General features: G+C 67.9%; 1 protein-coding gene. It reads left to right on the forward strand.

The window, feature by feature from the left end; translation table 11 throughout:
- Positions 1–63: 63 nt before the first annotated feature.
- Positions 64–999, forward strand: a complete 936-nt coding sequence (locus tag AB0C36_RS43150) for a transposase family protein (protein WP_358365305.1) — start codon at positions 64–66, stop codon at positions 997–999.
- The last annotated feature ends 60 nt before the right edge of the window (positions 1,000–1,059 follow it).

The raw sequence follows: 1,059 nt of genomic DNA on the forward strand, positions 1-1,059 counted from the left end.
CCTAACGAGCTCGTGCATGGTTGGCGGTGACGCGTCGAACTGCCGATCGGGGATCATGGTGGCGTGGTGGGGAACGCGGCACGTGCAGCGATCGTGGGAGACCGGCGGATCACCGGGCTGTCGGTCCAGGTGATCGTCGAACTCGTCTCCGAGATAGGCCCGTTGTGGCACGAGCGGCATCAATCTCGCCTGGTGTCACGGCCGCGGAAGCGTGCGGTGGGCGCCGGTGCGAAGCACCGACTGGTGTTCGTCGACCGGCTCCTGGCCACGCTGGTCCACCTCCGTCACGGGGCGACTCACGACGTGCTGGCCTGCTGGTTCGGTGTGGACCGCTCCACGATCACCCGGGCCATCAGCGAGGTGCGGCCCCTGCTCGCCGAGCGGGGCTGCACCGTCAGCGCCAGCGCACGGCTGAAGACTCTGGCCGAAGTCGTCGACCACCTAGGTTCGAGCGGACAGACCGGCATAGTCGACGGCACCGAGATCCGTGTCCGGCGGCCCGCCGTCGGACGCAAGGACCGCGACCGGTTCATCTCCGGCAAGAGCAAGCAGAACGCGGTCAAGGCCATGGTGCTCACGGACCAGGACGGCCGCGTGCTGTTCTGCAGCCCCACCGCACCGGGCAGCTGCGCCGACATCACGCACGCCCGTCGATTAGGACTCGCCCGGCTCCTCGCCGACGGCCCACCCGTCGAGATCCTGGCCGATGCCGGCTACCAGGGGCTCGGCGCGCAGACCGGTGGACGCGTGGTGACACCGCCGCACCGCAAGTTCAAGAAGAACGCCCCCGACTGGTACGAGGAGATCCACGAACGCCGACGAAAGGCGCACTCCTCACGCCGGATCCCGGTCGAGCACGGCATCGCGCATCTAAAGAACTGGCGGTCCCTGGCCCGCCACCTCGGCCGCCGCGAACACGTCAGCGACATGATCCAAGCCGTCGCCGGTCTGCTCTCACATCAGCAAACAGCAGACTTCACGTCGGCACTACAGATGTGAGCACCGAGCCCCGCCACAGCCTTCGACGCGTCACCGCCAACCATGCACGAGCTCGTTAGG

It is taken from the genome of Streptodolium elevatio, from assembly GCF_040649515.1.
Lineage (GTDB): Bacteria > Actinomycetota > Actinomycetes > Streptomycetales > Streptomycetaceae > Yinghuangia > Yinghuangia elevatio.